The organism is Stenotrophomonas sp. STEN147, from assembly GCF_056757995.1.
On sequence record NZ_JBRRCG010000014.1, the window covers coordinates 50474 to 75580 of the forward strand.

Here is a 25107-nt window from a genome sequence, read left to right on the forward strand (position 1 = left end):
TGGCGGGGTGGGTCCGGTTGCGGGGGACGCTGCAAGTACGTCCATGTAAGCTCGGTCGCCGCATCCATGCGGCTCACGCCCCCGCAACCGGACCCACCCCGCCTTCGACGGTTTTCCGCGATCTGTCGGAACAGCACTCTGCTCTGGTAGGTGTCGACCTTGGTCGACACGGTAGATCCACGCCATGCGTGGATGAATTCATTCGATATCTGACAGATGTGTCGACCAAGGTCGACACCTACCAACAGCCGCGTGAACCTGTCGAAGGTGGGGCGGTGTGGGTGGTCAGGACCGTTGGCGCCATGGATGGCGCCATCGAGCCCCCATGGATGGGTTTACGGCGTGTCCTGACCAGCCACACCGCCCCGCCACCCCACGGAATGCCGCTTTGGCTTTGGCTTTGGCTTCGGCCGTTGCCGTTGCATTGAGCAGGTGCAGGGCTGCAAGCCCTGCCGAAAACCCCCTTGGGCGTAGAATGCGGCCATGAGCGAATCCCTTGACAACCACCTGGTCCACGGTCGCCGCCAGCGGCCCGACGGCCCGTCGCCGATCGATGTCATCTCGGTCCAGTCGCAACTGGTCTACGGCCATGCCGGCAACAGCGCCGCCGTACCGCCGATGCGCGCGCTCGGCGTGCGCGTAGCTGAAATTCCGACCGTGCTGCTCAGCAACGCGCCGTTCTACGAAACCACCCGCGGTCGCGTGCTGCCCGCCGACTGGTTCGCCGATCTGTTGCTGGGCACCCACGAGCGCGGCCTGCCGCAGCGGGCGAAGATGCTCGTCTCCGGCTACTTTGGCAGCACGGCCAACGGTGCCACCTTCGCCGATTGGCTGGACGACATCCTGCCGGCCTGCCCGCAGCTGCGTTACTGCCTGGATCCGGTGATCGGTGACACACACACTGGCCCCTACGTGGAACCGGGACTGGAAGCGATCTTCGCCGAACGGCTGCTGCCGCATGCCTGGCTGGTCACCCCGAATGCATTCGAGCTGGCCCGTCTGACCGGCATGCCGGCACTGGCCGAGGCCGACGCCATCGCCGCCGCGCGTACGCTGCTGGCGCGTGGTCCGCACTGGGTGATCGCGCACAGCGTGGGTGGCACGCCGGGCGAGCTGGTGACGCTGGCGGTGGGACGCGACGAGACCTGGCGTTGGACCTCGCCGCTGCTGCCGGTGGACGTGGCCGGGACCGGCGACGTACTGATGTCGCTGGTGGTGTCGTTCCTGCTGCGGGGAGAGTCGATGCAGCAGGCGATCTCGCGTGCCATCGCGGGTACCCATGCCGCCCTGGAGGCCACGCTGGCCAATGGCTTCGAGGAGTTCGACGTGATTGCCGCGGCGCCCGCCGCGCTGGCCGAAGGCACGCGCTTCCGCGCTGAACGCGTGGCATGACGGCAGTGCAGCACTTTGCGCCGCGCACGATCGGCATCGTCGGCAGTGCCGGCGCCTACGGGCGCTGGCTGGGCCGCTTCTTCGAGCAGCAGATGCGACTGCAGGTGATCGGCCACGATCCGGCCGATGCTGCTTCGCATACACCGGAGCAGTTGCTGGCCGAGGCCGATGTACTGGTGTTCTCCGCACCCATCCGGCATACGCCGGAACTGATCGCCGAATACGTACGCCGCTCGGCGGGTCGTGAACGGGGGCGCCTGTGGCTCGATGTCACCTCGGTCAAGGACGCGCCGGTACAGGCGATGCTTGCCTCACAGGCCGAAGTGGTCGGCCTGCACCCGATGACCGCGCCGCCGAAGGCCCCCACGTTGAAGGGCAGGGTGATGGTGGTCTGCGAAGCGCGACTGCAGCGCTGGCAGCCCTGGCTGGATGCGCTGTGCGTGGCGCTGCAGGCCGAGTGCGTGCGCGCCACGCCACAGCACCATGACCAGATGATGGCGCTGGTGCAGGCGATGGTGCATGCCACGCATCTGGCCCAGGCCGGCGTGCTGCGGGAATATCAGCCGCAACTGGGGACACTGGAAGCGATGCTTCCCTATCGCTCGGCGTCGTTCGAACTGGATACCGCGATCATCTCGCGCATCCTCTCGCTGAATCCGGCAATCTATGAGGACATCCAGTTCGGCAATCCGCATGTCGCGCCGATGCTGGAACGCCTGGTCGGCCAGCTGCGCGTGCTGCAGGCCCAGGTGGACCAAGGCGACGACATGGCGCGCGGTGCGTTCCGCGAGCAGATGCTGGCGGCGAACCAGGCCGCCTTCGGCGCGCCTGCACTGGCCTCGGGAAACTATACCTTCGAGCGGGTGGGCTACCTGCTGGCCGATCTGACCGAGCGCAACGCCGTGTCGGTCCACCTGCCGGAAGATCGCCCGGGCTCACTGCGTGAACTGCTGAACATCTTCGAGCAGCACGGCATCAGCCTGGCTTCCATCCATTCCTCGCGCACGCCGGGCGGGGAAGTGCATTTCCGCATCGGCTTCGTCGCCGGCAGTGATCCGGCGGCGATCACCCGGGCGGCGGCCGAGGTGGACGCCAGCGGCATCGGACGGGTGCTGGGCTGAATTCATCCACAGGCAGTGTGGATGGTTTCTGAGCAAAGGTGTGGATAACCGCGCGCAACCCTTGGCAGCCAAGGCTGTCAAGATGCTTGGTGAAAAATTGACCACGCTTTTTCGTAGGGTCGAGCCATGTTCGACCGCCTTTGGCAAAAAGCGTGTCGACCAAGGTCGACACCTACCAGAGGCAAAAGGCATGTCGACCAAGGTCGACACCCACCAGAGCAGGGCGGAATGAAATCCGGTAGCGCCGGGCCATGCCCGGCGAACTTCAGATCGTCAGCCTTAACTCACCGCCACTGGTGCTGAACTCGCGGCCATTGCGCACCAGATGACGCCCGTCGTCGAGCTCGTAACGCGGGGTGGCTTCGGAATGATGCCCGCTGCCATTGGCCTCGGGCTTGAACTCGATGATGATATGGCTCTCGCCATTGCTGTCGACTGCGGGAAACTGACGGAACGACATCGTCCACCTCCTTCAGCGGATGCTGCTTCTGCGCGGCCAGCTTGGCGCCAGAGGTGTTAGCCGACCGTCATCAATCGATGAACTGAAGTCGCGCCAGCTCCGCGTACAGACCCCCTTCAGCCAACAACTGTGCGTGCGTGCCTTCGGCGACGATGCGCCCCTGGTCCATGACCACGATGCGGTCTGCCTTGAGCACGGTTGCCAGACGGTGTGCGATGACCAGCGTGGTGCGGCCCGCCATCAGGCGCTCCAGCGCCTGCTGCACACCGTACTCGCTCTGCGCGTCGAGCGCGCTGGTGGCTTCGTCCAGCAGCAGGATCGGCGCATCCTTCAGCAGCGCGCGGGCGATCGCCACGCGCTGCTGCTGCCCGCCGGACAGGCGCGCGCCGCGTTCGCCCAGCTCACTGTCATAGCCCTGCGGCAACGCACGCAGGAAGCCATCGGCCTCAGCGGCACGCGCCGCTTCCTCGACTTCGGCATCGCTGGCCTGCAGGCGGCCGTAGCGGATGTTGTCGCGGGCGCTGGCGGCGAACAGCGTCGGTTGCTGCGGCACCAGGGCCAGCTGGGCGCGCAGGTCGGCGGGATCGACCTCGCGCACATCGATGCCGTCCACGCAGATGCGGCCGGTGGCCGGGTCATGGAAGCGCAGCAGCATCGACAGCACCGTGCTCTTGCCGGCACCCGAGGGGCCGACCAGGGCCACGGTCTCGCCGGGGCGCACATGCAGGCTGAAGTGGTCGAGCGCGGCCTGGTCCGGTCGCTGCGGGTAGTGGAACACCACGTCATCGAACTGGATCTCGCCTTGCAGCGGCTGCGGCAGCGCGCGTGGATGCGCGGGCGCGCGGATCTCGACATCCTCTTGCAGCAGTTCGCCGATCCGGCCCATGCCACCGGCAGCGCGCTGGAGCTCGTTCCAGACTTCGGCCAGAGCGCCCACCGAACCACCGCCGATCAGCGCATACAGCACGAACTGGCCCAGGGTGCCGGCACTGAGGCGGCCCTCGATGACATCGTGGGCGCCCAGCCACAGCACGCCGACAATGGCACCGAAGATCAGCAGGATGGCACTGGCGGTGACCAGCGACTGTGCGCCGATGCGCCGGCGTGCGGCCCGGATCGCATCGCCCAGCGCCAGGTCGAAGCGGCCGCGCTCGTAAGGCTCGCGCGCATGTGCCTGCACGGTGCGGACGGCCCCGAGGGTCTCGCTGGCCAGGCTGTTGGCGTCGGCGATGCGGTCCTGGCTGCTGCGCGCGACGGTGCGCAGCTTGCGTGCGCCGATGATGATGGGCAGCACCGCCAGCGGGATGCCGAGCAGCGACCACGCCGCCAGGCGTGGACTGGTCACGAACAGCATGGCCAGGCTGCCGACCACCGTCACGCTGCTGCGCAATGCGACTGACATGGTCGAGCCCACCACGCTGCGCAGCAGCTCGCTGTCGGCGGTCAGGCGCGAGACCAGTTCGCCGCTGCGGCTGCGGTCATGGAAACCGGCACCCAACTGGATCAGGTGCCCGTACAGACGGCTGCGCAGGTCGGCCACTACCTTCTCGCCGAGCAGCGACACGAAGTAGAAGCGTGCGGAGGTGGCGATCGCCAGCACTACCGCCACCAGCATCAGCAGGGCAAACGCCCGGTTGATCTGGCCGCCGCTGCTGAAGCCGTGGTCGATCATCTGCTTGACGGCCGGAGGCAGGCTGAGGGTGGCGGCCGAGGAGACGGCCAGCGCCAGCAGCCAGGCGGCGAACAGGCCACTGTGCCGGCGCACGAACGGCCACAGCGTTCGCAGGCTGCCGAGGCGGCGCAATGGCGGGGTCGCGGCGGCCGCGTCGTCCTTGTCAGTCATCCTGGTCGTCGTCTCGGATACGGATACGGTCACGGGTGGCGTCTCGCAGGCGGATTTTCAATGCGTCGGCCTGGTCGGCGGGTAATTCGATCCGCAGGCGCACGCCTTCAGCGTCGAACTGTTCATCCTGCTTCTCGGCGGAGAACGCGGGCAGGGCCGCATGCAGGGTACCCAGGTCCTCGAAGCCGGCCAGCAGCTGCAGCCGTGCCATCGCCACCAGCGGCAGCCGCGGTGCCGTGCGCAGACACTCGGCGGCGGTACCGCCGTAGGCGCGGACCAGACCGCCGGCGCCGAGCTTGATACCCCCGTACCAGCGGATCACCACCACCATGACCCGGTCGAAGCCCTGGCCATCGATGGCGGCCAGGATCGGCCGGCCGGCAGTCCCCGCCGGCTCGCCATCATCGCTGGAGCGATACTCCTGTCCATGCCGGTAGGCCCAGCAGTTGTGCGTGGCGTCGGCCACCATCACCCGCTGCAGGAACGACATCGCCGCCGCCGCGCCATCGATGGGCGCGGCATGGGCGATGAAGCGGCTGTGCTTGACTTCCAGCGTGTGGCTGACGGGCTGGGCGAGGGTATCGGGCATTCCCTTCATTCTACGGGGTTGCCGCCCCCATGCTTCAGTCGTCCAGCAGAGGACGCAGGTCGCGTGGCAGCCGCGACTCCGGATACTGCTGCACGTAGCGCTCGAGGCTGGCACGGGCGATGTCGCGCTGGCCTTCGTCGCGACGTTCGCGGATCTTCTGCAGCCACTGCCGGCGGGGCAGCTGGGCGTCGGCGGCCACTTCGGCCTGCACGGCCGTAGCGCTGAGCGCGGCATCGCTGCCGCGACGCATCACGCCCGGTGCGCTGCGGAGCGGTGCGGCCCGCTTGAGCGCCGTGGTGTCACCGCGCTGTCCCGCGCTGGCCGGGGCGGCCTCCATCGCGCCGGACAGGGGGGCAACGGCGTCGCGCGCTTCCAGCGACGGCGGCGCAGGCGCCGCAGCAGGCTGCGGTGCCGAATAGGCCACAGCGGCCGGAGGTTCCGCCGCCGGAGGCGGAGCTGCGGTGTCGGCGGCGGCGCGCTCGGTGGCCTGAGCCGCCGCTTTCGCTTGTGCCGCCACCGTCGGTTCCGGTGCTTGCGGTGCGGAGGATCGCGTCGGCGCGGCGGGCCTGGGAGCCGCGACCGGCGCCGGTGGTGCCGGCGGCGCACTTGCAATGGCCGGCTCGGCAGGGGAAGGCCGGGTAGGGCCCTCGGCAGGCTGCGCGGCCACTTCGGCAGCGACCTCGTCGGCGATCGGCGGCGCGGTGACCTGCGCATCGTGCGCCGGGAGCGCGGGCGGTTCCGGGCGCAGCTGCCAGGCGATACCGATGGCGAATACCATCGATGCAGCGACGCCGAACACCGCAGGCCAGTGACGGCGCGGACGCCGTGCACGCACGCTGCCCGCACCGGGCGCGTCGGCCTCGGGGGCCTGCACCGCCGCACGGGCGGCCGCCAGGATCGTGGCATCCAGCGCCGCCGGAGGCGCCTGTTCGGCACGACGGCCGAGCAGGCGCGCCAGCTCGCGCTCTTCAGGCGTCAGGGGTTCGTCTCGGTTCATGCGTTCAGTCCCGCACGCAGCTTGTCCATCGCATAGCGCAGCCGCGATTTCACGGTTTCCCGGCCTACGCCGGTGATCTGGCCGATCTCCTCCAGGCTCAGTTCCTGATCCAGCCGCAGCTGCAGCACTTCGCGCTGCTCCAGCGGCAGTTCTTCCATCGCGCGCTGGATGCGGCGACGTTGCTCGAATTCTGAAAGCTCTGCTTCCGGGGTCTGCCCGTCTTCCAGCGCGGCCAGACGCAGCTCGGCATCGGCCGGCGCCGCCGGGCGGTGGCGTGCGGCGCGCCAGTGATCATTCAGCCGGTTGTGCGCGATGCGGAACAGCCAGGTGCTGAAGGCGGCATCCGGCTGCCAGCCGGACCGTGCGCTGATGACCCGTTGCCAGACGTCCTGGAAGATCTCCTCGGCCAGGGCCGTATCGCGCAGCTGGCGCAGCAGGAAGCCGAACAGGCGCTTGCGATGGCGCGCATACAGGCTCTCGAACGCGTGCAGGTCGCCGCCGGCCCAGGCGAGCATCAAGGCTTCATCGGTTGGCAGGGCGCTGGCGTCCACGCGGTACAGGTTAAGGCCTGCCGACGATGGCGCATAGCGGGGTGCGGGGGCGGACACGGCGAGGTTCATGGCTCGGAACGGGGGGCGGACGCCAGGAATAACGAACGGGCGCACGATTCGGGGTTGCCGGGCTTCCATTGCCCCCCCGGTGGCGCGCTATGCTCGACGGCTCAGGGGAGGCGACGCACAGACGGCGCCAAGAGATTGTCATTTGTCCACGCACGCTGAACCTGCGCAAACGCCATCACACGAGGCCGTGCTGAGTACGGAACTCGTGCGCGCGCTGCATGCGCTGCTGCCGGAATGGGCGGTGGTCCGGGTCGGCTGGGACGATCCTCAGCTGGGGCGCGGTGACGCCATCTGGCCGATACCCCCGGTCGCGGCCGACAGCGTGGCACCGGCTGCCGGCGATGGCCGCCACGGTTGGGACCATGACGGTGCCCGCCTGTATCTGGCGGTGGAGGGCGCGGCGCCTTCGTCCGCGTGGTGGGGTCTGGCGCGGCAGGCCATGGAACTGGCCCTGCAGCGGGGCCGCCAGGCGGGACAGATCAAGGCGCTGGAAGAGGCCGAACGGCTGCAGCAGGCGCTGTTCCAGATTGCCGATCTTGCCGGCGCCGACCTGGAGATGGGGCAGATGCTGCGCCGCGTGCACGACGTGCTGGGCACGCTGATGTACGCGGAAAACTGTTACATCGTCGAATACGATGACCTGCACGACCAGATCAGGTTCCTGTACTTCGCCGACCAGGTGGATGATTTCGTCGCCGATCCGGCGCAGAGCTTCGACGCCAGCGGAATGCCACGCAGCCTGACGGTGGCGTTGCTGCACCATGGCAGGCCCCTGAGCGGACCTTCGCGGGAACTGTTGGCCCGCGAGGTCGGGCAGGAGCATGACCCGCTTCGCGGCCCCGAAAGCCTGGACTGGCTGGGTGTGCCGATGCTGCGCGACGGCCGGGTGTGCGGTGCCATCGTGGTGCAGAGCTACGAGCAGGCAGACCGCTACGGCGAGGCCGAACGTGCGCTGCTCGGCTTCGTGGCCCAGCACGTACAGACCGCGATGGATCGGCGCCAGGCCCAGGTGCGTCTCGAGCAGCAGGTGGAACTGCGCACGCAGGAACTGCAACGCGCCAATCACAGCCTGCAGGACGAGGTGGCCGAGCGTCGTCGTGCCGAGCAGCTGCAGATCGCGCTGTACGACATTGCAGAGATGGCGATGTCCGCCGAGAGCCTGGAGCAGTTCTACGGCCAGGTGCATGGCGTGGTCGGCCGACTGCTCGACGCGCGCAATTTCTACATCGCGCTGGTCAACGAGGCGGGTGATGGACTGGATTTCGTCTACTCGGTGGATGAACGCCACGCCAGCCGCGCCTCCCGTGCGTTCAGTCGTGGCCTGACCGAATACGTGGTGCGCAACCGCCAGCCGCTTTTGGCGTCCCGCGCGCAGATCGACTCGCTGCGCGCCAGTGGCGAGGTGCGCGAGTCCGGCGCGCGCTCGCTGTGCTGGCTGGGCGTGCCGCTGCTGCGGGATGATGAAGTGGTTGGCGCGATCGTGGTGCAGAGCTACAGCGAGCAGCGCGCCTTCAGCATCCACGACCAGCGCTTGCTGACCTTCGTCGCGCAGAACATCGGCACCGGACTGGCCCGCCAGCGCGACCAGCAGCGCCTGCGGTCGGCGCATGCCGAACTGGAAAAGCGCGTGGACGAACGCACGCGCGAACTGGCTGAGGTCAATGAAAAGCTGTTGGGCCAGATCGGCGAGCGCCTGCGTGCCGAGCAGCGGCTGACCCACCAGGCCATGCACGACGCGCTGACCGGGTTGCCCAACCGCCTGCACCTGCTGGACCGGCTGCAGGATGCGCTGGTACTGGCCAGGCAGGAGGACGGCCCGGTGTTCGCGGTGCTGTTCCTCGACCTGGATCGTTTCAAGCTGGTCAACGACAGCATCGGCCACGCGGCCGGCGATCACATGCTGGTGGAAGTGGCCAAGCGCATCGTGTCGATGGCGGGCCCCGACGACGTGGTGGCGCGCCTGGGCGGTGATGAGTTCGCGGTGCTGCTGCAGTGCCCGCTGGGCCTGGCGCAGGCCCTGGATTTCGGTCAGCGCCTGCTGTTGGCATTGCAGGAATCGATGTGGATCGCCGGGCGCGAGCTGTTCCCGTCCGGCAGCCTCGGCATCGCGCTGTGGAATCCGCGTTACCGGACCGGAGAAGAGCTGCTGCGCGATGCCGACGCCGCCATGTACCGGGCCAAGGCGCAGGGGCATGATCGCTGTGCGATCTTCGACGAGGACATGCGCGAGCAGGCCATGCGCAGCCTCGATCTGGAAGCCGATCTGCGGCGGGCGATCAACAACCGGGATTTCGTGCCGTTCTACCAGCCGATCGTGCGCCTGTCCGACGGCGAAGTGGTGGGCCACGAAGCGCTGCTGCGCTGGCAGCACGAACGGCGTGGCCTGCTGTTGCCGGGCGCGTTCCTGGAGCTGGGAGAGGAGAGCGGGTTGATCGAACAGGTCGACTGGCTGATCTACGAACAGGTCATCGCCGGCCTGGCCGCGGGCGGGCAGGGCTATGTGTCGGTGAACGTGTCGCCGCGGCACTTCCGTTCGGCCGGTTTCAGTGCGCGCCTGTTCGGCCTGCTCGACGCCTGTGGGGCCGATCCACGCCGGCTGCGCCTGGAGATCACCGAGGTCGCGCTGCTGGATGACGGCCCGCACACGCTGCATATCCTGCAGGGACTGCGCGAGCGCGGCATCCAGGTGCAGCTGGACGACTTCGGCACCGGCTTCTCGGCGTTGTCGTACCTGCACCGCTTCCCGATCAGCACGCTGAAGATCGACCAGAGCTTCATTGCCGGCCTGCATGGACCGGAAGTGCAGAGCACCCGCGCGCTGGTACAGGGCGTGCTGTCGCTGGCGCGCACGCTGGGCATCGAAACCATCGGCGAAGGCATCGAAACCGAAGCCCAGCGGCAGACACTGCGCGAACTGGGCTGCGATTACGGCCAGGGCTACCTGCTGGGGCGGCCGGCTCCCTGGGCCGGCGTGGCGCCCTGAGACGCCACGCGGCGGACGATCAACGCAGGGCGGCGCGGCGCTTCTCGTCGATCCACTTGGACGCCTGTGCCGGCTGGTAGTTCTTCATCCACTCCAGCATCTGCTCGATGTCCGAGCCGTACCACAGGTCCTGGCGCTGGTCCGGGTGCAGGAAGCGCTCATCCACCATGCGATCGATCATGCCGATCAGCGGTGCATAGAAGCCGTCCACGTCCAGGAACGCACAGGGCTTGTTGCCGATGCCCAGCTGCCGCCAGGTCAGCATCTCGAAGATCTCCTCCATGGTGCCGAAGCCGCCGGGCAGGGCGACGAAGCCGTCGGCCAGGTCGAACATGCGCGACTTGCGTTCGTGCATCGAGCCGACGATCTCCAGCTCGGTCAGGCCGCGATGGGCCACTTCCCAGTCGGCCAGCTGGCGGGGAATCACGCCGGTGACCTCGCCGCCGGCCGCGAGCACGGCATTGGCCACGGTTCCCATCAGACCGACGTTGCCGCCACCGTACACCAGGCGCATGCCATCACGGGCGATGCGGTCTCCCAGCGCGATGGCGCGTTCGGTATAGGCAGGCTTGCTGCCCGCGTTGGAACCACAGTACACACAGATCGACTTCATGGATCTTCCTGTCTCTTGGCCGGAAACGAAAACGCCCCGTCGCCGACCGCAGGGCGGTCAGGGACGGGGTGTCCAAGGATTATGAGGCCTTGAGAGGCCTTCTGTAGAGCCGAGCCATGCTCGGCTGCTCTTCGTTCAGATCGCGGCAATGCCCTAGCCGAGCATGGGCTATGCCGGTCGTCCTGACCGGCACCCTTCGGGCCGTCGCCAGCGACGTTGGCAGCGGCTCCTGCCGCTGCCTTCGGCTCTACAGAAAGCGGGCGTTTACGCCGCGGCGGCCTGCTCACGGCGCGGGCCCTCGCGCAGGGCGCGGCCGACCATGCCCACCAGCAGATCCAGCTCTTCGCTGTCCATGCCGAAGTGGGGCGTGAAGCGCAGCGAGTTCTCGCCGCCATGGATCACATTGATGCCATGCCGGCGCAGCCATTCTTCGGTGGAACCACTGCCGTAGCACTTGAACTGCGGCGCCAGCTCGCACGAGAACAGCAGGCCGGTACCCTGCACCTTGGTGATCAGCCCGCCAAGCTCGCCCTTGAGCTGCTCCAGCTTGCGCACGGCTTCGGCGCCGCGCTCGGCGATGTTGGCGCGCACCTGCGGGGTCAGCTGTGCCAGCGTCGCGCAGGCCACGTCCAGCGCACGCGGGTTGCTGGTCATGGTGTTGCCGTAGATGCCCTTGCGGTACAGCTGTGCGGCATGCTCGGTCACCGCCAGCACCGACAGCGGGTACTGGGCCGCGTTCAGGGCCTTCGAGTAGGTTTCCATGTCCGGCGGATCCAGGCCTTCGAAGCCCGGGTAGTCAACCACCGACAGCACGCCGTGCGCGCGCAGGCCGGCCTGGATCGAATCGAGCAGCAGCAGGCTGCCGTGCGCGCGGGTCAATTCGCGGGCCAGGGCATAGAACGACGGCGGCACCGAGCGGCCCGGATCGCCTTCGCCCATGACCGGCTCCAGGAACACCGCCTCGATGAACCACTTGTTGCGGGCAGCGTCCTCGAACACCGCGCGCAGGCTGGCTTCGTCGTACGGCGCCACGGTGATCACCGAATCCTCGCCACGGTAGCTGGCCAGATGCTGCATGTAGCTCTTGCGGCTGGAATCGGAGTACAGCGCCGGCCGGTCGGTGCGGCCATGGAAGCTGCCCTTGACCACCACGCGCTTGATCGCGGCGCCGGCGTGGCGCGCACCCGGGTCGGTCTGCAGCTTGGCGTTGACGTCGGCGATGCGTGCGGCCAGCCCGACCGCTTCCGAGCCGGAGTTCAGGCACATGAAACGGGCGAACGGGCAGCCGCCACGACGGTGGCCGATCTCGGCGCGAAGGGCGGTGATGAAGCGCTGCTGTGACAGGCTGGGGGTCATGATGTTGGCCATCACCTGCGGTCGGGCCATCGCCTCCAGCACCGTGTCGGGGGTATGACCGAAGCCGAGCATGCCGTAGCCGCCAGCGTCATACAGCACCGCCCCCTTCAGGGTGACCACCCACGGGCCGCGCGCGGCCAGCGCCACATAGGGCGTAACGGCGTCATCGGCGTAGAAATTGACGAACCCGTCCTGCATGGCATCGATCTGCGCCTGTTCGTCCTGCCCCAGCAACGGCCCCAGTTCGCCCTGCACACGGGCGAACTCCGCGGCGGCGGCCTCGACCGCGGCCACCAGCTGCGGATGGTGGGCGGACAGGGTGGTCAGGGTGGCGTCGTCCAGGCCGGTGGTGAGGCGGGTGCCGGGCTGGCTGCGCAGGGGGGCGAGGCGTTCGATGAAGCTCATTGCAGATCTCCTGAAACAATGGGGCGCACGGGCCATCAAAAAGCAAAACGCGCGTCATCACGCGCGCTGGGCGGCCTCGTGCAGCGGACTTCCATCTCGATGCTAGCACTTGTTTTTTTGCGCGATAACCCCGCAGAAACCTGTTGCATAGCAGCATTTTGCGCGACGTTCGCCGCGGACCACGCCGGCTCGCAGACGCTGGCCGTACAATGCGCGCCATTGTCGACCTGTTGCCGCCCACTGCCTTGAAGAAGTCCGATTTCCACTACGACCTGCCGGCTGAACTGATCGCGCAGGCGCCGCTGGCCGAACGTTCCGCCAGCCGCCTGCTGCTGGTGCCTCCGGCCCCTGCCGCCTTCACCGACCTGCAGGTGCGTGATCTGCCCTCGCTGCTGCAGCCGGGCGACCTGCTGGTATTCAACGATACGCGCGTGATCCCGGCGCGCCTGTTCGGGCAGAAGGCCAGCGGCGGGCGGGTCGAGATCCTGATCGAGCGCCTGCTCGGCGGCCAGCAGGCGCGTGCCCAGGTCGGCGCCAGCAAGTCGCCCAAGGCCGGCAGCCGCATCGCCCTGGACGCCGGTGGCGAGGCCGAGGTGCTGGGCCGCGACGGCGAGTTCTACGTGCTGCAGTTCCATGTGCCCGAATCGCTGGAGCAGTGGCTGCTGCATGCCGGCCGCCTGCCGCTGCCGCCGTACATCCAGCGCGAGCCGGGCCTGGACGACCGCGAGCGCTACCAGACCGTGTTCGCCCGTGAAGTGGGCGCGGTGGCCGCACCGACCGCCGGCCTGCATTTCGACGAGCCGCTGCTGGCCGCGCTGAAGGACAAGGGCGTGGAGTTCGGCCACGTCACCCTGCACGTGGGGGCAGGCACCTTCCAGCCGGTGCGAGCCGATGACCTGAAGGACCACGTGATGCACCGCGAGTGGCTGAACGTGGGCGCCGAGCTGGTGCAGCAGGTGCGGCGGACCCGCGCTGCGGGCGGGCGCGTGATCGGTGTCGGCACCACCGTGGTGCGCGCGCTGGAAAGTGCGATGCGTGACGGCGAGCTGTTGCCGTTCGCCGGCGAGACGCAGATCTTCATCACCCCGGGCTATCGGATCCGCAGTGTTGACGCGATGGTGACCAATTTCCATCTGCCGGAAAGCACCCTGTTGATGATGATTTCGGCCTTTGCCGGCAAGGAGCGGGTGTTCGAGGCCTATCAGCATGCGATCCAGCAGCGCTATCGCTTCTTCAGTTACGGCGACGCGATGCTGCTGTTCCCGCAGGGACGATAACGGTAGCGCCGGGCCACGCCTGGCGGCGAGGGGGGGCGGTGCGACGGTCGCCGGGCATGGCCCGGCGCTACCGGCAGCGGCCTTCTTGGGAGACAATAGGCAACTATTTGCCTGAACGACCGCTCCATGTCCCGACTGCAGTTCCAGCTCAAGACCCGCGACGGCCGTGCCCGTCGCGGCCGCCTGACCTTCCCGCGCGGCACGGTGGAAACGCCGGCCTTCATGCCGGTGGGAACCTATGGCTCGGTCAAGGGCATCCTGCCGGACCAGGTGCGCGCGCTGGGTGCCGAGATCATCCTTGGCAACACCTTCCATCTGTACCTGCGTCCGGGCCTGGACATCATCGCCGACCACGGCGGACTGCATGGCTTCTGCCGCTGGGACGGCCCGATCCTGACCGATTCCGGCGGTTTCCAGGTGTTCTCGCTGGCCCACCGCCGCAAGATCACCGAACAGGGCGTGACCTTCGCTTCGCCGACCGACGGGGCCCGGGTGTTCCTCGGCCCGGAAGAGAGCATGAAGATCCAGAAGGTGCTCGATTCGGACGTGGTGATGATCTTCGACGAGTGCACCCCGTACCCGGCCACCGAGGACGTCGCCCGCCGCTCGATGGAGCTGAGCCTGCGCTGGGCCCAGCGCAGCCGCAACGCGCATGACGAGCTCGGCAACGATGCGGCCCTGTTCGGGATCGTCCAGGGTGGGGTGCATACCGACCTGCGCAGCCGCTCGGCCGAGGCCCTGCAGGCGATCGGCTTCGATGGCTATGCCATCGGTGGCCTGGCCGTGGGCGAGCCGGAGCACGAGCGCAACGCCATGCTCGACCACCTGGATCCGGAGCTGCCGGGCGACCGCCCGCGCTACCTGATGGGCGTGGGCCGGCCGGAAGACCTGGTCGAGGGTGTCGCACGCGGCGTGGACATGTTCGACTGCGTGATGCCGACCCGCAACGCGCGCAACGGGCATTACTTCACCTCGTTCGGTACCGTCCGCATCCGCAATTCGCAGTATGCGCGGGACATGGACCCGATCGAACCGGGCTGCGGCTGCGTGGCCTGTACCGGCGGCTACACCCGCTCGTACCTGCGCCACCTGGACCGCTGCAACGAGATGCTGGCGCCGATGCTGGGCACCCTGCACAACCTGTTCTACTACGAGAAGCTGATGGCCGACATCCGGGCGGCGATCGAGGCGGGAACCTTCCAGGCCTTCCGCGAGTCCTTCTATGCGGCACGCGGAGCGGTTCCGCCGCCGCTGTAACCCGGCGCCCCCCCTGTCGAACGGCCCGGGGACGAACGTCCGGGGCCATGGCATACTTCAAGGCTGACCCAGATCCGCGGTCGACACCCCGCGCCCGTGAAAGGGCCGGAGCGCCGCCCAACCAAAGGACCAAAGATGAACCTGCTTGCCTTCCTGATTCCCGCCGCCCACGCCCAGGCCGCCGGTGGCCAACCGCAGGGCATGGGCCTGACCACGCTGCTGTTCCCGATCATCCTGATCGCCATCATGTACTTCCTGATGATCCGCCCGCAGATGAAGCGGCAGAAGGAGCACAAGGCCATGCTGGAGAAGATCAAGCGGGGCGACGAAGTGCTGACCAACGGTGGCATCGCCGGCGTGGTCACCGACATCGGCGACAACTTCGTCACCCTGGAAGTGGCCGAGAACGTGCGCATCCGCGTGCAGAAGGGCGCTGTCGGCAACGTGCTGCCGGCCGGTACCCTGAAGTCGGCCCAGTAAGCCACTCCCTTTCCGATGCACAACCGCGGCGCCGGGGATGGCGCCGCGCGGGACCCAAGCAATGCTCGAATTTCCACGCTGGAAGTACGTCGTCATCCTGATCGTACTTGCGCTCAGTACGCTGTATGCGCTGCCCAACATCTACCAGAAGGACGCGGCCGTCCAGATCACCGCCAACCGTGGCGGACAGGTCGACGACGCCCTCCGCGACCGCGTGGTGGCTGACCTGAAGAAGGCCGGCATCGCCAGCCTCGGCGCGGAGAAGGAAGGCGAGAGCCTGATCGTCCGCCTGCCGGACCTCAAGACCCAGGCCGCGGCAAGCGACCTGCTGCGCGACAGCGTGGGTGAGAACTACACGGTCGCGCTGAACCTGGCATCCACCGTTCCGGACTGGCTGGCCAATCTTGGCGGTCGCCCGATGACGCTGGGCCTGGACCTGCAGGGCGGCGTGCACTTCGTGCTGCAGGTGGACCAGAAGGCTGCGCTGGACAAGCGCCTGGATGCCTATACCGAAGACGTGCGCAGCACCCTGCGCGACGCACGCATTCCGTACCAGTCGGTCGAGCGTCGCGCCGACAACAGCATCGTGGCCAACCTGAGCCCGTCCGCCGGTGACGACGCCGCGCAGCGCGCCCGCACGGCCCTGCTCAAGGCGCAGCCGACCCTCGGTTACGACGTCAGCGGCAGCCGCATCACGGTGACCGTGCCGGAGGCCGAGATCTCGCAGATCGCCAACGGCGCCATCGAGCAGAACATCAATACCCTGCGCAACCGCGTGAATCAGCTGGGCGTGGCCGAGCCGATCATCCAGCGCCAGGGCGCCGACCGCGTCGTGGTGCAGCTGCCCGGCGTGCAGGACACGGCCGAAGCCAAGCGCATGATCGGTGCGACCGCCACCCTGGAATACCGTGCGGTGGTCGAGGGCAACGCCCAGGACGCCATCAACGCCGGCCGCATCCCGCCGGAAGCCAAGGTCTACCAGCAGCGTGACGGCCGCGGCCCGATCCTGCTGAACAAGCGCGTGATCGTCACCGGCGACCAGATGGTGGCTGCGCAGGCGGTGACCGACGCCAACAGCGGTGCCCCGGCGGTCAGCGTGACGCTGAACAACGTCGGTGGCCAGCGCATGTTCGACTTCACCAGCGCCAACGTGAACAAGCCGATGGCGGTGGTGTACACCGAACGCGTGCCGACCGTGACCGTGGTCGACGGCCAGGAAGTGCGCGGCTTCAAGGTCAACGAGGAAGTGATCTCGGTGGCCAACATCAATGGCGTGTTCGGCAAGAACTTCCAGACCACCGGCCTGCAGAAGAAGGAAGCCGAAGATCTGGCCAAGCTGCTGAAGTCCGGCTCGCTGGCCGCGCCGATGGACTTCGTCGAAGAGCGCGTGGTCGGCCCGAGCCTGGGTGCGGAGAACGTCAAGAACGGCATGCGCGCCGTGGTCTTCGCCTTCCTGTTCACCCTGGTGTTCTTCAGCATCTACTACCGCATGTTCGGCATCATCACGTCGGTGGCGATGCTGTTCAACCTGCTGATCGTGGTGGCGGTGATGTCGTTGTTCGGCGCGACCATGACCCTGCCGGGCTTCGCCGGCCTGGCGCTGTCGGTCGGCCTGTCGGTCGACGCCAACGTGCTGATCAACGAGCGTATCCGTGAAGAGCTGCGGGCCGGTGTTCCGGGCAAGACCGCGATCGTGACCGGTTACGAGCGCGCGTCCGGCACCATCCTCGACGCCAACCTGACCGGCCTGATCGTCGGCGTGGCACTGTTCGCATTCGGTACCGGTCCGCTGAAGGGCTTCGCGCTGACCATGATCATCGGTATTTTCGCCTCCATGTTCACCGCGATCACCGTGTCGCGTGCGCTGGCGACGCTGATCTACGGCCGCCGCAAGAAGCTCCAGAACGTGGCCATCTGACGGGACGACACGCACATGAAACTGTTTCCGCTGCACATCCTCCCGAACGACACCAAGATCGATTTCATGCGGTGGCGCCATGTCGCCATGGTCGTCACGATCATCGTGTTCCTGGCATCGATCGCCATCATCGGCTTCAAGGGCTTCAACTATGCCCTGGACTTCACCGGCGGCACCCTGATCGAAGCCCGCTTCGAGCGCCCGGTGGACGTCGAGCAGGTCCGCACCAAGCTCGAGCAGAGCGGCTTCGACGGCGCCCAGGTGCAGAGCGTCGGTGGCAGTACCGACCTGCTGATCCGCCTGGCGCCGCACGGTGAACATGCCCCGGGTACCGGCGATTCCGCCGCCGAGGACAAGGCCACCGCGGCGGCCGTGGTCAAGGCGCTGTCCTCGGCTGACAACCAGGCGACGGTGCTGCGCAATGAGTTCGTCGGCCCGCAGATCGGCAAGGATCTGGCGATGAACGGCCTGTACGCCACCATCTTCATGCTGGCCGGCTTCCTGATCTACATCGCCGTCCGCTTTGAATGGAAGTTCGCGGTCACCGCCAGCATCGTGGCCATGTTCGACCTGATCGTGACGGTGGCTTACGTGTCCCTGCTGGGCCGCGAGTTCGACCTGACGGTGCTGGCCGGCCTGCTGTCGGTGATGGGCTTTGCGATCAACGACATCATCGTGGTGTTCGACCGCGTCCGCGAGAACTTCCGCAGCCTGCGCGTGGAACCGATGGAAGTGCTGAACCGTTCGATCAACCAGACGCTGTCGCGTACGGTGATCACCGCGGTGATGTTCTTCCTGTCCGCACTGGCCCTGTACCTGTACGGCGGCAGCTCGATGGAAGGCCTGGCCGAAACGCACATGATCGGTGCGGTGATCGTGGTCATGTCGTCGATCCTGGTCGCGGTGCCGATGCTCACGATCGGCTTCCTGCGCGTGAGCAAGCAGGACCTGCTGCCGAAGGCCAAGGACATCGAGGCTCTGGCCCGCCGTCCGTAAGCGTTCGTGCTGCACCCGCCGCACAGAGAACCCCGCGCAAGCGGGGTTTTTTGTTGGCAGGCCGTGCAGCCCTGCACCTGCCGAGGCAAAGGCAACATCAACATCAACAGCGGGAATTTCGTGGGTTGGCGGGGCGGTGTCGGAGTGCGGGTTCACGCGGCTGTCGGTAGGTGTCGATCTTGGTCGACACATCTGTCAGATTTCGAATGAATTCAATCGTGTCGACCAAGGTCGACAACCACCAGAGCAGAATGCAGTTCCGACAGAACGCGGAAGACTGTCGAAGGCGGGGTGGGTCCGGTTGCGGGGGCGTGAGCGCCATGGATGGCGCGACCGAGCCTACATGGACGTACTTGCGGCGTCCCCCGCAACCGGACCCGCCCCGCCATCCCGCAGATAGCTCGCTTCTGACGTTGACGTTGATTCGGCGGGTGCAGGGTGCAACCCTGCAGAAGAAACACCACCCTACGCCGCCGTCGGTTGTGCAATCGTGCCCCGCGCACTACGATCCTGCGGTTCGCGCGCGCAGGCGCGCCCTCCGATTCCTGCTGAGCGCCCCGCGCGCCGCATCTGCCAACCCGAGGTATCCATGGTCATCAAACCGCGCGTCCGCGGCTTCATCTGCGTCACCACCCATCCGACCGGCTGCGAAGCCGCCGTCAAGCAGCAGATCGACTACATCCGCGCCCGCCCGCCGATCCAGAACGGTCCCAAGCGCGTGCTGGTGATCGGCGCCTCGACCGGCTACGGCCTGGCCGCCCGCATCACTGCCGCGTTCGGCAGCGGTGCGGCGACCCTGGGCGTGTTCTTCGAGCGTCCCGGCAGCGAGACCAAACCGGGCACGGCGGGCTGGTACAACTCGGCGGCGTTCCACCGCTATGCAGATGAGGCCGGCCTGTATGCCAAGAGCATCAATGGTGATGCGTTCTCGGATGAAGTGAAGGCGCGCACCATCGAGATGATCAAGGCCGATCTCGGCCAGGTCGACCAGGTCGTCTACAGCCTGGCTGCGCCGCGCCGCAAGCACCCCAAAACCGGTGAAGTGATCAGTTCCACGCTGAAGCCGATCGGTGCGCCGATCACGCTGCGTGGCCTGGATACCGACAAGGAAGTGATCACCGAGACCACTTTGCAGCCGGCGACGCCCGAGGAAATCGCAGGGACCGTCGCAGTGATGGGCGGTGAAGACTGGCAGATGTGGATCGACGCGCTGGCCGATGCCGGCGTGCTGGCCAACGGCTGCACCACCACCGCCTTCACCTACGTTGGCGAAGAAATCACCCAGGCCATCTACTGGAACGGTTCGATCGGCGCTGCCAAGAAGGATCTCGACACCAAGGTGCTGGGCCTGCGCGAGAAGCTGGCGAAGATCGGCGGTGATGCCCGCGTGTCGGTGCTCAAGGCCGTGGTCACCCAGGCCAGCTCGGCCATTCCGACGATGCCGCTGTACCTGTCGCTGCTGTTCAAGGTGATGAAGGAAAAGGGCACCCACGAAGGCTGCATCGAGCAGCTGGACGTGCTCTACGACATCCTCTACGGCGGCAAGGCCGACGGCGTGGCGATCGACCGCCTGCGCCACGATCTGGTCGATGGCGATGGCCACACCGTCGCGCTGGTCGATGAAGAAGGCCGCCTGCGTGCCGACTACAAGGAAATGGCGGCAGACGTGCAGGGCAAGGTGGTTGCGCTGTGGCCGCAGGTGACCAACGAGAACCTGTACGAGATCAGCGACCTGGCTGGCTACAAGGCGGACTTCCTGCGCCTGTTCGGTTTCGGCGTTGAAGGCGTCGACTACGAGGCCGACGTCGATCCGGATGTGAAGATCAACAATCTGGTCGATATGACCTGATCGAAAAGGCCGGCGAAAGCCGGCCTTTTCACATAGGGCGCGCCGCTATGCCCGGCGATGCGGGATCACCCGAAGTCGAAACTCATCGTCGGCAGCGCCGGACCGACGAAGTCGCCCTGCACGTAGTCCACGCCTGCACTGAACAGCAGCGTCATGGAGTTGGCATCGCTGACGAACTCGGCGATGGTGCGGATACCGGCCTCCTGCGCGCGCGCCGTGATCTGGCTGATGCGGTCGATGTTCTCGCGGGTCGCCGCCAGGTCGCTGGTGAATCCACGGTCCAGCTTGAGGAACTGCGGCTGGAAGTGGGCCAGCAGCTGGAACGAATCCAGGCCGGACCCGAACTGTTCCAGGCCGATGCGGCAGCCCAGCGGGGCCACGGCGGCCAGGAACTGCTGGGCGCTGCGCAGGTGGGTGAACACCTTCGCTTCCGGCGCATGCAGCCACAGGCGCTCGCCCGGAACCCCGTGCGCTTTCAGTTCACCACGCAGGGTGGCAATCATCTGCGGGTCGTCGAACGATTCGGGGGTGACCTTCACCAGCATCTGGGTTGCGCTGCCTTCGCGCGCGCGCCGCCCCAGCACCGTGATGGCCTTGGACACCACCCAGCGGTTGATCTCGGCCAGCAGCCCGTGTTCCTCGGCGATGCCAAGGAAAGCGGTGGGACTGAGCAGTTCACCGTTGTGCTCCAGTCGCAGATAGGCTTCGTACAGCTCCAGCGGCTCGCCCTGCAGGTTCAGTACCGGCTGGTAATGCAGCTGGAAGCCGTCGCCGTCCAGGGCTTCGCGGATGCGACCGACCCAGCGCTGCACACGTTCTTCCTCGACCCGATCGACCGCGGCCGGATCGAAGATGCGACAGGTATTGCCGAGCTCGGCGGCCGCCTGCGTGCACTCGCTGGCACGCGCCAGGACCTGGCCGATGCTGGCGATCTTCTCGCCGACCTGGACACCGCCGATGCTCACGGTGACCGTGGCCGAACGCGCGCCGATGCTGAACACATGGGCGGCATATGCCTCACGGATGCGTTCGGCCAGTGCCACGGTCTGCGCATAGGGGCCGGCCTGCAGCACGGCGAAGCTGTGTTCGCCGAAGCGCGCCAGCTGCGCGTCCTCCCCCACGACATCGGCCAGCAGGGAGGCCAGCGCGCCGATGAGGGTATCAGCCGAGGCCAGCCCGATATCCGGCATCAGCCGCGCATAGTGGTCGGGCTCGACCAGCAGCAGGCCGAACTGGCCCTCGCTGCGGCCAGCCTGGGCGACCGCACTTTCGACCTGCAGCATGAAGGTCGGCCGGTTCAGCAGGCCGGTCACCTGGTCGCGCTGGCGAAGATCCTCGACCTCTCGGGCCAGTTCCGGGTCGAACTCGATCCGGCGGCGGAACACGACCTGCAGGCAGGATTCGCCCTCATAGGTGGCTGCGGTGAATTCCATCGTTGCCGGAAACGCACTGCCATCCTGGTGGCGTGCATCGAGCTGGTACTGCGGTGGTGGCGCTTCGCCGCGGCTGAGGCTCTTCAGCAGCTGCTTGAAGTCATCAACATGCTGGGCGGCCACCATGTCCAGCAGCGAGATGCCCTCGATGTCGTCGAAATGCTCGTAGCCGAACATGTCCAGATAGGCATCGTTGGCACGGATGTGCATGCCTTCGTGCACATAGGCGATGGGTTCGCGGGAGGAGGCAATCAGCGCGTCGCAACGGCGCTCGGTCTCGCGCATCTGTGCCTCGATGCGGCGCAGCCCGCGGCGCGCCTGCAGGTCGACCCACTGGTCGCGGACCACCGCCAGCAGATGCTCCGGCCGTTGACGGAGGGCAAGGGCGCGGATGCCATGGCTGCTGGCCTGGACCAGCTCATCCTCGTCGATGCGCTCGGCCAGCAGCACCAGCGGAATGTCCTTGCCGCTGGCCGCGATGTGCTGGGCCACCAGCGGCAGCGGGATGCCCTGCGAGGGCGAGGCCAGCACCAGATCGATGGCCTGGTTGGCCAGCACCTGCGACAGCTCGGCCGAATCCTGCGGGCGCCAGGGGCGCACGGCGATGCCGCTGTTGCGCAGCGTGCTGACGATGGCTTCCGCATTCTCGCCGCTGTCGTCGACGATCAGCAGGCGGATGGTGATGTCGTTCGCGTTCTGCATGCACTGCTCCCCAATCTGCGGATCTTGATACACGATGCACGGCGAGCCGTCCATGCGTGCAGGCATCCCGCACCCCGAACGGCGATGCGGTTCACACCACGCTGCCGGCGGCGTGGCCGCTGGCCCAGGCCCACTGGAAGTTGTAGCCGCCAAGCCAGCCGGTGACGTCCAGCACTTCGCCGACGAAATGCAGGCCCGGCACGCGCTTGGATTCCATCGTGGAGGACGAAACGTCGGCGGTGTCCACGCCGCCCAGCGTGACCTCGGCGGTGCGGTAGCCTTCGGTGCCACTGGCCACCAGCGGGAACGCACCCAGCAACTGCGCAGCCTGGCGCAGCTGGGGCTCATCCAGCTGCCGTACCGGGCGGTCCGGCAGCCAGTGTTCGCACAGGCGCTGGGCCAGGCGCTTGGGCAGGACCTCGGCCAGCACCGTGCGCAGTTCGGCGGCTGGCCGCTCCTGTTTCATCCGTCGCAGCCACTGGCCGGCATCCTGGCCGGGCAGCAGATCCAGTTCCAGTGCGTCGCCGGGTTGCCAGAAGGAAGAGATCTGCAGGATCGCCGGGCCGCTGACGCCACGATGGGTGAGCAGCATGGAATTCTGGAACTGCATGCCGTTGCAGCGCGCCTCGATCGGCAGGGCGACACCGCTCAGGTCGGCCAGGCGCTCCTGGTGCCTGCCGCTGAGGGTCAGCGGCACGAGTCCGGCGCGGGTCGGCAGCACGGCATGCCCGAACTGGCGTGCAATCTCGTAGCCGAAGCCGGTTGCGCCCAGGCTGGGGATGGACAGGCCACCGGTGGCGACCACCAGCGAGGCGCAGTGGAACATCCCCTGCGTGGTGTGCACACGGAAGCCATCCGTCCCGTGCTCGATGCGCTCGACGCTGCAGTGGGTACGGATGTGCGCACCCGCTGCCTGGCACTCGTCCACCAGCATCTTCACGATCTGCTTGGACGAAACGTCGCAGAACAGCTGCCCCAGCTCCTTCTCGTGATAGGCGATGGCATGGCGCTCGACCATCTCGATGAAGTGCCAAGGCGTATACCGGGCCAGCGCCGATTTGCAGAAGTGCGGATTGGCCGACAGGAAGTTGGCCGGGGTGGTGCCGGTGTTGGTGAAGTTGCAGCGGCCACCGCCGGACATCAGGATCTTCTTGCCGATCTTGTTGGCGTGATCGATCACCTGCACCTGGCGGCCGCGCCGGCCGGCGGTGATCGCGGTCATCAGGCCGGCGGCACCGGCACCGATCACCACGACGTCGCAGCGCGTCGTACTCATGCCTTGGCGCGCTTGCGCCAGGTGGGGATGATGTCGAGCTGGATCTGGTCGTTGAGGATCTGCACCTCGCCGTCCTGGATCAGCACGCTGAAGCGCATGGCACGCTGGATCTGCTGGCCCCACTGCTCGACGAAGGTGCCATCGAGGTCGATCACCGACAGGTTGTCGAAGCGCGCCAGGCCCTTGCCCTGCTTGCCCCACCAGATGTCGGACGCATTGCCGCCGTAGTTGACCACCTGCACCTGGCGGCTGCGGTTGCTGGCCTTGCGGATACGGGATTCATCGGGGTGGCCGAGGTCGATCCACTGCAGGATGTCGCCGGTGTAGTCGTGCTGCCACAGGTCCGGCTCGTCATCCGTACTCAGGCCCCGGCCGAATTCCAGGCGGTCGTCGGCGTTGAGGGCGAAGGTGAGCAGGCGCACCATCAGGCGCTCGTCGGTTTCCGACGGATGCTGGGCCAGGGTCAGGTTGTGGGTCGCGTAGTAGCCGCGATCCATGTCGCTGATCTGCAACTCGGCCTTGCGGATGGTGGCGGTGAGGGCCATGGGGGATCCGTCGACTAAAGAGGACAATGATAGAGGTTTGCTGCAGGGGTGTCCGTGGCCGGGGTGTCTGCCGCGCGTCAACGGTGGCACGCTTGCGGTTCCTGTTGCCGCCGGAGCGGACGCGATGACCCTGCCCAGCCGGCTGCAGCTGCCACCCGGCCATTGGCCGACCCTGCTGGACGGCCTGTGCGCACGCTTTCCGCGCATCGACCGCAGCCAGTGGCAGGACCGGTTCGCGCGCGGACGGGTACAGGATGCGCAGGGCAGGGCGCTGGCGGCGGACCAGCCGTGGCAGGTGGGGCTGGAAATCCTGTATTTCCGCGAGGTCAGCCACGAGCCGCGCATTCCGTTCAACGAGACGATCCTCTACCAGGACGAGCATCTGCTGGTGGTCGACAAGCCGCACTTCCTGCCGGTGACCCCGGCGGGTGCCCATGTCCGCGAAACCCTGCTGGCGCGGCTGGTGGCGCGGACCGGCAACGCCCAGCTGGCACCGTTGCACCGCCTGGACCGGCTCACCGCCGGGCTGGTCCTGTTCTCGCAGCGGCCGGAGTCGCGCGATGCCTACCAGCGCCTGTTCCGCGAGCGCCGTATCGACAAGACCTACGAAGCGCTGGCCCCGGCGCTGCCGGCGCTGGACTTCCCGTTCGAGCGCCACAGCCGCATCGGCCCGTCACAGCCGTTCTTCCGCATGGGCGAAATGGAAGGCGAGCCGAATGCGAGTACCCGCATCGAGGTGATCGACGCGACAGGCCCGGTCTGGCGCTACCGCCTGCAGCCGAGAACCGGTCGCAAGCACCAGCTGCGCGTGCACATGGCGGCGCTGGGCGCGCCCATCATCGGAGACGACCTGTATCCGCAGCTGCGTCCGGCCGCGAGCGGGGCGCAGGCGCCGCTGCAACTGCTGGCGCGGGCGTTGTCCTTCGACGATCCCCTGAATGGGGAACGGCGGGTGTTCAGCAGCCAGCGTCAGCTGGGCCCGGCGGTGGAGTGAG

20 protein-coding genes are annotated in these 25107 nt (G+C 67.3%); 10 read left to right on the forward strand and 10 right to left on the reverse strand.

Annotation, left to right across the window (positions count from 1 at the left end):
* The first annotated feature begins 483 nt into the window (after positions 1–483).
* On the forward strand, positions 484–1392 hold the full coding sequence (pdxY, locus tag ACVOKU_RS13930) for a pyridoxal kinase (RefSeq protein ID WP_279942826.1): 909 nt from the start codon (positions 484–486) through the stop codon (positions 1390–1392).
* Positions 1389–2513 (forward strand): prephenate dehydrogenase, encoded by a 1125-nt coding sequence (locus ACVOKU_RS13935; protein ID WP_481560214.1) that lies wholly within the window; start codon positions 1389–1391, stop codon positions 2511–2513. Before pdxY ends, ACVOKU_RS13935 begins: the two co-directional genes overlap by 4 nt.
* Positions 2514–2778: 265 nt before the next feature.
* On the opposite strand, the gene ACVOKU_RS13940 is transcribed toward ACVOKU_RS13935, so the two are convergent.
* The 5 genes from ACVOKU_RS13940 to ACVOKU_RS13960 form a co-directional block, all read right to left on the reverse strand.
* Positions 2779–2973, reverse strand: a complete 195-nt coding sequence (locus ACVOKU_RS13940) for a hypothetical protein (RefSeq protein ID WP_053519789.1) — start codon at positions 2971–2973, stop codon at positions 2779–2781.
* 70 nt (positions 2974–3043) lie between these two features.
* Entirely contained in the window at positions 3044–4816 is a 1773-nt protein-coding gene (locus tag ACVOKU_RS13945; protein ID WP_459061899.1) for an ABC transporter transmembrane domain-containing protein, read from the reverse strand.
* Positions 4809–5405, reverse strand: coding sequence for an IMPACT family protein (locus ACVOKU_RS13950; protein ID WP_053519787.1), 597 nt, complete (start codon positions 5403–5405; stop codon positions 4809–4811). The genes ACVOKU_RS13945 and ACVOKU_RS13950 overlap by 8 nt, the downstream gene beginning before the upstream one ends.
* 34 nt (positions 5406–5439) lie before the next feature.
* Positions 5440–6402, reverse strand: coding sequence for a hypothetical protein (locus tag ACVOKU_RS13955; protein ID WP_481560215.1), 963 nt, complete (start codon positions 6400–6402; stop codon positions 5440–5442).
* Entirely contained in the window at positions 6399–6917 is a 519-nt protein-coding gene (locus ACVOKU_RS13960) for an RNA polymerase sigma factor (RefSeq protein WP_229765872.1), read from the reverse strand. The genes ACVOKU_RS13955 and ACVOKU_RS13960 overlap by 4 nt, the downstream gene beginning before the upstream one ends.
* Positions 6918–7164: 247 nt before the next feature.
* Between ACVOKU_RS13960 and ACVOKU_RS13965 the strand changes: the two genes are divergently transcribed.
* Positions 7165–10005, forward strand: a complete 2841-nt coding sequence (locus ACVOKU_RS13965) for a bifunctional diguanylate cyclase/phosphodiesterase (protein ID WP_481560216.1) — start codon at positions 7165–7167, stop codon at positions 10003–10005.
* Positions 10006–10024: 19 nt separating this feature from the next.
* Here the strand turns inward: ACVOKU_RS13965 and ACVOKU_RS13970 are convergent, their stop codons facing one another.
* Both ACVOKU_RS13970 and ACVOKU_RS13975 read right to left on the reverse strand, forming a co-directional pair.
* Entirely contained in the window at positions 10025–10618 is a 594-nt protein-coding gene (locus ACVOKU_RS13970) for an LOG family protein (protein WP_053519784.1), read from the reverse strand.
* Between the two features lie 264 nt (positions 10619–10882).
* Positions 10883–12379: an aminotransferase class III-fold pyridoxal phosphate-dependent enzyme gene (locus tag ACVOKU_RS13975; protein WP_481560217.1), complete on the reverse strand. Its 1497-nt coding sequence runs from the start codon at positions 12377–12379 to the stop codon at positions 10883–10885.
* A gap of 209 nt (positions 12380–12588) precedes the next feature.
* On the opposite strand from ACVOKU_RS13975, the gene queA reads away from it, so the two are divergent.
* The 6 genes from queA (at position 12589) to fabV (ending at position 20156) form a co-directional block, all read left to right on the forward strand.
* Complete coding sequence (gene queA, locus ACVOKU_RS13980) at positions 12589–13656, forward strand: tRNA preQ1(34) S-adenosylmethionine ribosyltransferase-isomerase QueA (protein ID WP_481560218.1); 1068 nt, start codon at positions 12589–12591, stop codon at positions 13654–13656.
* A gap of 126 nt (positions 13657–13782) precedes the next feature.
* Positions 13783–14913 (forward strand): tRNA guanosine(34) transglycosylase Tgt, encoded by a 1131-nt coding sequence (gene tgt, locus ACVOKU_RS13985; RefSeq protein ID WP_065181313.1) that lies wholly within the window; start codon positions 13783–13785, stop codon positions 14911–14913.
* Positions 14914–15048: 135 nt separating this feature from the next.
* A complete protein-coding gene (yajC, locus tag ACVOKU_RS13990; protein ID WP_053519780.1) occupies positions 15049–15393 on the forward strand; it encodes a preprotein translocase subunit YajC in 345 nt (114 codons plus the stop codon).
* A gap of 61 nt (positions 15394–15454) precedes the next feature.
* Complete coding sequence (gene secD, locus ACVOKU_RS13995) at positions 15455–17311, forward strand: protein translocase subunit SecD (RefSeq protein WP_053519779.1); 1857 nt, start codon at positions 15455–15457, stop codon at positions 17309–17311.
* 15 nt (positions 17312–17326) lie between these two features.
* A complete protein-coding gene (gene secF / locus ACVOKU_RS14000; RefSeq protein WP_053519778.1) occupies positions 17327–18307 on the forward strand; it encodes a protein translocase subunit SecF in 981 nt (326 codons plus the stop codon).
* Positions 18308–18896: 589 nt separating this feature from the next.
* Positions 18897–20156, forward strand: coding sequence for an enoyl-ACP reductase FabV (fabV, locus tag ACVOKU_RS14005; protein WP_481560219.1), 1260 nt, complete (start codon positions 18897–18899; stop codon positions 20154–20156).
* 65 nt (positions 20157–20221) lie between these two features.
* Here the strand turns inward: fabV and ACVOKU_RS14010 are convergent, their stop codons facing one another.
* The 3 genes from ACVOKU_RS14010 to ACVOKU_RS14020 all read right to left on the reverse strand — a co-directional run bounded on the left by ACVOKU_RS14010 (position 20222) and on the right by ACVOKU_RS14020 (position 24112).
* Positions 20222–22291: an EAL domain-containing response regulator gene (locus ACVOKU_RS14010; RefSeq protein WP_481560220.1), complete on the reverse strand. Its 2070-nt coding sequence runs from the start codon at positions 22289–22291 to the stop codon at positions 20222–20224.
* 91 nt (positions 22292–22382) lie between these two features.
* A complete protein-coding gene (locus tag ACVOKU_RS14015) occupies positions 22383–23567 on the reverse strand; it encodes a BaiN/RdsA family NAD(P)/FAD-dependent oxidoreductase (RefSeq protein WP_111185616.1) in 1185 nt (394 codons plus the stop codon).
* Positions 23564–24112: a YaeQ family protein gene (locus ACVOKU_RS14020; protein ID WP_053517781.1), complete on the reverse strand. Its 549-nt coding sequence runs from the start codon at positions 24110–24112 to the stop codon at positions 23564–23566. Before ACVOKU_RS14020 ends, ACVOKU_RS14015 begins: the two co-directional genes overlap by 4 nt.
* Positions 24113–24236: 124 nt before the next feature.
* Here ACVOKU_RS14020 and ACVOKU_RS14025 point away from each other — a divergent pair, with 124 nt between their 5' ends.
* Complete coding sequence (locus ACVOKU_RS14025) at positions 24237–25106, forward strand: pseudouridine synthase (RefSeq protein WP_481560221.1); 870 nt, start codon at positions 24237–24239, stop codon at positions 25104–25106.
* Position 25107: the final 1 nt, after the last annotated feature.

What these genes read in the sequence shown, in the direction of transcription:
- pdxY (WP_279942826.1), top strand. Translation starts at nt 484, where the DNA reads ATGAGCGAATCCCTTGACAACCACCTGGTCCACGGTCGCCGCCAGCGG.
- ACVOKU_RS13935 (WP_481560214.1), top strand. Translation starts at nt 1,389, where the DNA reads ATGACGGCAGTGCAGCACTTTGCGCCGCGCACGATCGGCATCGTCGGC.
- ACVOKU_RS13940 (WP_053519789.1), bottom strand. Translation starts at nt 2,973, where the DNA reads ATGTCGTTCCGTCAGTTTCCCGCAGTCGACAGCAATGGCGAGAGCCAT.
- ACVOKU_RS13945 (WP_459061899.1), bottom strand. Translation starts at nt 4,816, where the DNA reads ATGACTGACAAGGACGACGCGGCCGCCGCGACCCCGCCATTGCGCCGC.
- ACVOKU_RS13950 (WP_053519787.1), bottom strand. Translation starts at nt 5,405, where the DNA reads ATGCCCGATACCCTCGCCCAGCCCGTCAGCCACACGCTGGAAGTCAAG.
- ACVOKU_RS13955 (WP_481560215.1), bottom strand. Translation starts at nt 6,402, where the DNA reads ATGAACCGAGACGAACCCCTGACGCCTGAAGAGCGCGAGCTGGCGCGC.
- ACVOKU_RS13960 (WP_229765872.1), bottom strand. Translation starts at nt 6,917, where the DNA reads ATGCTCGCCTGGGCCGGCGGCGACCTGCACGCGTTCGAGAGCCTGTAT.
- ACVOKU_RS13970 (WP_053519784.1), bottom strand. Translation starts at nt 10,618, where the DNA reads ATGAAGTCGATCTGTGTGTACTGTGGTTCCAACGCGGGCAGCAAGCCT.
- ACVOKU_RS13975 (WP_481560217.1), bottom strand. Translation starts at nt 12,379, where the DNA reads ATGAGCTTCATCGAACGCCTCGCCCCCCTGCGCAGCCAGCCCGGCACC.
- queA (WP_481560218.1), top strand. Translation starts at nt 12,589, where the DNA reads ATGCGCGCCATTGTCGACCTGTTGCCGCCCACTGCCTTGAAGAAGTCC.
- tgt (WP_065181313.1), top strand. Translation starts at nt 13,783, where the DNA reads ATGTCCCGACTGCAGTTCCAGCTCAAGACCCGCGACGGCCGTGCCCGT.
- yajC (WP_053519780.1), top strand. Translation starts at nt 15,049, where the DNA reads ATGAACCTGCTTGCCTTCCTGATTCCCGCCGCCCACGCCCAGGCCGCC.
- secD (WP_053519779.1), top strand. Translation starts at nt 15,455, where the DNA reads ATGCTCGAATTTCCACGCTGGAAGTACGTCGTCATCCTGATCGTACTT.
- secF (WP_053519778.1), top strand. Translation starts at nt 17,327, where the DNA reads ATGAAACTGTTTCCGCTGCACATCCTCCCGAACGACACCAAGATCGAT.
- fabV (WP_481560219.1), top strand. Translation starts at nt 18,897, where the DNA reads ATGGTCATCAAACCGCGCGTCCGCGGCTTCATCTGCGTCACCACCCAT.
- ACVOKU_RS14010 (WP_481560220.1), bottom strand. Translation starts at nt 22,291, where the DNA reads ATGCAGAACGCGAACGACATCACCATCCGCCTGCTGATCGTCGACGAC.
- ACVOKU_RS14015 (WP_111185616.1), bottom strand. Translation starts at nt 23,567, where the DNA reads ATGAGTACGACGCGCTGCGACGTCGTGGTGATCGGTGCCGGTGCCGCC.
- ACVOKU_RS14020 (WP_053517781.1), bottom strand. Translation starts at nt 24,112, where the DNA reads ATGGCCCTCACCGCCACCATCCGCAAGGCCGAGTTGCAGATCAGCGAC.
- ACVOKU_RS14025 (WP_481560221.1), top strand. Translation starts at nt 24,237, where the DNA reads ATGACCCTGCCCAGCCGGCTGCAGCTGCCACCCGGCCATTGGCCGACC.